This window comes from Gammaproteobacteria bacterium, from assembly GCA_013003425.1.
Lineage (GTDB): Bacteria > Pseudomonadota > Gammaproteobacteria > Steroidobacterales > JABDKV01 > JABDJB01.
The window spans coordinates 1-6387 of the sequence record JABDJB010000022.1; the positions used below are offsets into that span (position 1 = coordinate 1).

The 6387-nt window shown below is 59.7% G+C and carries 3 protein-coding genes; 1 reads left to right on the forward strand and 2 read right to left on the reverse strand.

Translation table 11 applies throughout. The annotated features are described in order from the left end of the window. Nucleotides 1–455 precede the first annotated feature (455 nt). Together pulA and HKN06_04085 are read right to left on the reverse strand one after the other, a co-directional pair. Nucleotides 456–3755, reverse strand: coding sequence for a pullulanase-type alpha-1,6-glucosidase (gene pulA / locus HKN06_04080; protein NNF60491.1), 3300 nt, complete (start codon nt 3753–3755; stop codon nt 456–458). A 203-nt stretch (nt 3756–3958) separates the two neighbouring features. After that, nucleotides 3959–5311 (reverse strand): hypothetical protein, encoded by a 1353-nt coding sequence (locus HKN06_04085; GenBank protein NNF60492.1) that lies wholly within the window; start codon nt 5309–5311, stop codon nt 3959–3961. Nucleotides 5312–5738: 427 nt separating this feature from the next. Between HKN06_04085 and HKN06_04090 the strand changes: the two genes are divergently transcribed. Next, nucleotides 5739–6254, forward strand: a complete 516-nt coding sequence (locus HKN06_04090) for a VPLPA-CTERM sorting domain-containing protein (protein ID NNF60493.1) — start codon at nt 5739–5741, stop codon at nt 6252–6254. Nucleotides 6255–6387: the final 133 nt, after the last annotated feature.

Below are 6387 nucleotides of genomic sequence, written 5' to 3' on the forward strand. Positions count from 1 at the left end.
TTGGTGAGGGGATGGGGACGATGTCTCCTACAGTCTGTGCCAACAGGCCAGAAGCGGCTTAAGTCCCTCCCATCCCGGCGCCTTTAATCCTCCAGATATCAGGCGCAGTTACCATACAAGCGGCTTCAGCCGCGAACGATTCGGCACGAGGCCGGTTTGCATGTAGGAGCGGCTTAGCCGCGAACGATTCGGCACGGTGCCGGGTTTGCATGTAGGAGCGGCTTCAGCCGCGAACGATTCGGCACGAGGCCGGGCATGCGTGTAGGAGCGGCTTCAGCCGCGAACGATTTGGCACGGTGTTGGGTTTGCATGTAGGAGCGGCTTTAGCCGCGACTACCTGGCATGGTCGCAAGCAGTCGCGACTGAAGTCGCTCCCACGGGGATTCGCGGCTAAAGCCGCTCCTGCGGGGAAACCGGGGATTCGCGGCTAAAGCCGCGCCTGCAGGGAGGCGACGTTACGGCCCGGGCGGAAGCAGGAAGAAGTCACGCACGATGGCCAGGTCCTGCAGGTCGACGCTGTCGTTGCCGTCGAGGTCGGCGTCGGGATTCCACGACGCATCACCCGGTCCGGTCAGGAAGCCGATGCGGAAAATTGCCAGGTCGGCAAGATCGACGATGTTGTCGTTGTTGAGGTCCGGGTCGCAGCGGTTGCCAAAACCATCGCCGTTGGTATCGCGCTGGTCCGGGTTGGCGATCTCCCGGCAGTTGTCGGTGGCATCAAACACGCCATCGCCATCGCTATCGACCGCCGCCTGAGGCGGTGACACGAATACGGCAGTAGTGCGTGCCGGGACAAAGAAATTTCCGCTCCCGGTGTCGTAGCCGGCGAACTGCACCCGCGGATCGCTTGAGGCCTGCTGGACCGGATGCAATCCGAACGGCACGCCGGCAAGGCCGCCGACGGTAAAGTTCTGGTCAAATTTGTTGGCGTTGAACAGCACGACGATGTTTTCGTACGCCGGGTCAAGATCCGTGGCCTGGTCGTCGGCCAGTTCCATGACGATCAGGCCATCGGACTGACCAGAGCCAACGTTGTGAAAGCTGAGGCGCGAGATAATGTCGCCCTCGGTGGCCATGCGGAACAGGCGTGAGCTCTTGCGTATCTGCAGCATTTCACGGAAGTGTTCGGCTGCTGCGACGATATCGCCGTTGGCCGGATACAGATCGGTGTCGGGCAACAGTGGCGCAATCTGCGGCCAGGCGCCGCTGTTGTCTTCGGCCGGTGGCAGGCCGATGCCAAAGTTGTTGGTCTGGTAGCTGAAGTCAATCTGGTTGAACCAGTCGCCGGAGTTAAAGCTGTTAAAGTCCATCGACTTCGAGCGCAGGATGTCGCTGCCGGCATGGAAAAACGGCACACCCTGCGACAACGTGATAACGCTAAGCGCCATGTTCTGCATACGGACGCGTTCTTCCATCGCAGTGCGTGGCGTGCCGCCTTCGCCCCAGGGAGCCTTGTACGCAATCAGGTCGTACAGCGTGTAGTTGTCATGCTTGGTGACGTACTGGATCGCCTCCTGCGGATCGAGCGTGTAGCCGGTGCCGTTAAAATTCGCGCCGGTGACGAAATTGTTGTTCTGGTCGAGGATGGTGTAATTCTGCAGGTTACCGGCCAGCCCGATACGCAGCCGGTCCTGCGAAAAACGCAGGTCGCCCTGAAAGCGCTCAGCATACGAATAGCCGTTCCAGTCATACGCCTGGCCGGTGGCAAATCCCTGCTTGAATATATTGAGCGTTTCTATGCCGCCATGGGTGGCATCACGGATCCGGTCGTTAAATGTGCCAATGCCGGTTCCGGCCATGTTCCATTGGTAGGCGTATACCAGGCCTTTGCCCTTGGCCGAGCCGGTGTCCCAGCCCTCGCCGTACAGATAAACCTTGTCACCATCAACGCCATCAGCGGCCGGTGTCAGCGCCTGCACTGCATCGCGCAGTGCTTCCATGTTGGCGCGGGTATGCAGTGACATCAGGTCAAAGCGGAAACCATCTACCTTGTATTGCTTCACCCACTGTACTGCGGTATCGATCATCAGCTTTTCCGCCATTACAAATTCGGTGGCGGTGTCGTTGCAGCAGCTCGATGTTTCGATATCGCCATCGGGCGTAAGGCGGTAGAAATACCCCGGCACGATCTTGTCCAGCACCGAGTTGACGTTTTGCTCTGCTGAACTGGTGTGGTTGTACACCACGTCCAGGATCACCCGCAGGCCGTTGTCGGACAGCGACTGCACCATCTCGCGCATCTCGTAGATACGCGTCGGGCCGTCCTGCATGGTGGCAAAGCTGCCCTCCGGGACACCGTAGTGCACCGGGTTAAAGCCCCAGTTGAAGCTGTCCTGGTCCTTGCTGGCGGCAACAATAGCCTGCTGCTGGTCGGAGTCTGCCGGGTAGCTGGCCAGCAGCGCCGGATCCGGGTCGTTGCGGTCGGCAGGGTTTTCCGGGATGTCGGCGTAGTCGTGCACTGGTAACAGGTGGATGTGCGTCAGTCCGGCATCGGCCAGCGCCTGCAGGTGCGCCATGCCCTCGGACAGGGCAGTACCGTTACCGTCGTAACTAAACGCCTTGAATGTGCCACGGTGCTCGGCCGGGATACTGTCATCGTAGGCACTGAAGTCACGTATGTGCAGTTCGTAGATGGTGATGTCTTCGGGCGCGTCCAGCTGCGGTTTGGCCAGCGTGTCCCAGCCCGGCGGCTTTGTCGCCGCGTCGTTTTCTATATCGATAATTTGCGCGCGTGCCGCGTTGGCCGACAGGTTGACCGCGTACGGGTCGGTGACCAGGTTTGAGATAACGCTCTGTTCGCCCTCGACCCAGACGCTTACCTCATACCAGTAGTAATCGCCGTACATATCGGCGGTGCCGGTCAGTTCCCATACACCCGTGGCCGGGTCGAGAGTCATCGGTACCGGCTGCCCCAGGGTGGCGGGCAAAAAGTAATGACGCATATTTACCTGGCGCGCGGTCGGTGCCCAGAGCCGGAAGGTCGGCACCTGGCCATCAAAACTCAAACCCAGCGGGCCGTTGTAGGTGTAAAGGTCGTCGAGTACGCCCTGCAGCTGCACGCTGGTCGCTTCGAGCAAGTCGCCGCTGCCGCTGTAGGCGGCGATGGCAATCTGCCCCTTGAGTATGTCCGGGACGTTGGCAAGTTCGGCCGTCGGCAGCTGCAGCGCCTTGTAGCCGCCAATGTTGGGGTACTTCGGGTACGCAAAGCTGGAAAGAAAACTCTGGAAGGTAAGCGGTATGCCGCTGCCACTGGTGACAGGAACCGACAGGCCACCGTCGAACGCGTAGTGCAGTTCATAGGTAACAGCGCCACCCGGGCCAAAGCTGGTGTTCCAGGCAATGATGTCGTCTTCTACCCAGATACCGCGCCGCCCGCCAATGGTGCCGGCCGGCGAAACTGTCAGCTGGCCGTTTCCGTCTTGTTGCCAGGTGATGTTGCTGTCAGTCGTATCGGTGCAACGGGCAGTAAACTCGTACAGCCCGTCTGTTGGTGAAATGACAACAGAGTAGCGGTCGTTATTGCCGACATCGTCGACATAGCTCATCGCAGTTGCCGTCTCGGCAAGCCAGGGCCCGCCGAAAAACGTGACCTCGCTCCACCACAGTTCGCAGTCTATGTTGGCGCCTGCTCCGGGGCTGTCAGTGACGCCCGACTTCCAGGCCTGGATGAAAATTTCCAGGCTGCCGCCAGAAGTAATCTGGTTGCTCGATCCACCAGCCGGCAACATGTTGCCAACCCAGCCAAGCGCGCGCACGGGAGCTTCCCTGGCCCCTGCAGAAGTGGCGAGGGAAACCAACAGGCTGATGCAAAGAAGATGTGCGCGCATTTTGTTACCGGTTAACTGACGTGATGACGAATTGTAGCGCCGCGGGCGCTGCCGATGCGTCATTGTAGGGTTTTGCTGTACAGCAACGCCCCCTTGCCAGCGGCAAGGGGGCGTTGTTCAAGCCTGGTCGTTTAAGGCAGTGGGCCGACGATGCTCACATCAACACTGCCCGCTACGGGCGGGTCGCCGGCCACGTCGACTGCGGTGATGTTGAACTCGTAGCAGCCCTGCTCGGGGATATCGACACGTGCATCCGGCACGCCTCCACCCGGACCAAAGTTGATGGCCGGGCCATTTACCAGGACGGTGCCGTCGAAGCTGTACTCCGCTATCGCCCAATCTTCAGTGGCAACCTTAAAGCCCCAGTTACCCGGTGCCACCGGGAAACGGGCCTGGTAGGCGCCCTCGCCGAGGAACGCTGCGTTGTTGCTACCCACAACCGCACCCCAGTCGTTGATCAGGCCGCCGCGCAGGAACACCACTTCACCGGCAAAATCCGGACCGGCGTCGTTGTTGTCCGGGCCACAGCCACAGGAACCCAGGCCGGGGCCGGGCGGGGCCAGGAACAGTGCACGCATCTGTGCCAGGTCGAGCAGGTTGACCGCACCGTCAAAGACAATGTCGGTTACCGGGTTGTAATTGGCATCGCCAGTCTGCGACAGGAACGAGCTGCGGATGATGGCCAGGTCGTTGAGATCGACAATGCAGTCGCCACCGACAAAAGGTCCGTCGTTGAAGTCGCCGTCGCAGGCGTTGCCGTAACGGTCGCCGTCGCTGTCGGTCTGGTCGGGGTTGGCTACCAGCGTGCAGTTGTCCTGCGTGTTGTTGACGCCATCCAGGTCGGTGTCGGCATCGGTCTGGAAATCGTCATAGCCGCTGATGGCGTTGATGTCATCGCCGCCGCAGAGTTTGCCTGCTTCCGACGAGATGATGCGGATTTGCGCCACGTTGCGCGCGGTGTCCTCGAAAGTGCCGGTGCCTTCAACCTGGATCATGGTTGATTCATCGATGATGAACTGGGCATTGGTCCAGACCAGCGGGGTCTCGACAACAAACGGCGTGGCAGATATCCAGCAGTTACCCGAGGCGCCCTGACCGGCATCGCGAATACCCAGGCGCAGGTTGAGCGGGGTGGCGCTGAAGTTAGTCACATTGACGCGTACTTTATTTACACCGGCGGCGATGTAGTCGCCGGTCCAGCGCGGTTCTTCGTTGAACATACCGTGGTTTGGCGTATCGCCAAGATCAGACATTTCCAGGTAGGCGTCATCAGCGCCGCTGTCACCGCCGCCCGGTATGGCCATTGGCTGGCTTTCGGGCGGAATAAGCACGCCCTGTTTCCAGCCCAGAGTTGTTGCCGGATCGCACGGGAATACCTCGCAATCCTCAAAGTTGTCGAGTAACCCCAGCGCAATATCCTGTGCCTGTGCAGAACCTGCCAGCAGCAGGCTGGCGGCGAGCACGCGTACGCAGTGCTTGATCATTGAATTTCCCCCGAGAGAGTTATAGTCATTTGACGGCGCGTTTATTAGTGTAATCGCGCCGCTCGTAGCAAAGCTCTTCGCACCAGGCGAAGCTACGGGAATTATAAGTAAAAAATGCACCGCGGCGTCATCGAACTTGACATATGGCAGCTGCTGCATCGCGCGGTAGCAAAAGCCAGTGCAAGTGATTGTGTGCAGGCGGCATGCAATCGTATGCACAAAAACAGGCCTGTTTCAGCTGGACTGCTCGCGCATTGCAACGCAGCATTCTGGTGGCGTGGATTGCCTCAGCCAGACCCGACTTAACATAAACGAGAGGACAAATTTGACATTGCCCCTCACGCCGCTGAAAAATAGCGGTACTCCTGTATGGAGCAAGAACACACAACAGGCGCGCCCGTGGGCGCCAGCATTGGGGGAAAAGATAATGAGAAAATTAGGTTTTATTTTGCTGGCGCTGTTTTGTGCCTCTGGCGCGTTTGCAAGCACGACGGGTGCCGAAGGTAACCCGCCGCCGTGGGATACGACAGTGTTTGTTCGCGGCGGTTTCAACGACTGGGGTAACGGCCCTGCGCCAACCTCGCCGATGACCTGGGATGGCGCGTCTTACTCGGCGACCATCGCTATCGACGCCGGTACCTGGCAGTTCAAAATTGCCGATGGCGATTGGGGCGGCCTCGGCGGACCAAACTTTGGTGCTGCTCCGAGTGGTGGCACCGAAATTTTCGCACTGGGCGTGGCGTCGGACATCGGCGCGAACTGTTGCGATAACCTGGAAATCACTCTCGCTGAGGCCGGTCTGTATACGTTCACGATGTTCAATATCGCCGGCGATTTGCAGTCGGCAGATCTGGTCATCGAACGCGTGATACCGGTTCCCGCAGCCGGCTTTTTGCTTCTGTCGGCTTTGGGTGGCCTGGGCTTCCTGCGCCGCCGCACGTAGCAGCGGCCCGTAGGAGATTCTATGGCGTTGGGCAAGCCTCCATTGGCTGTTTTCGGAATGTTGTCTGATCGCGCAGCAGGGCGAAGGCGATGCGGGCCAGCTTGCGCGCCAGGATGACATTGGCGGCGATCTT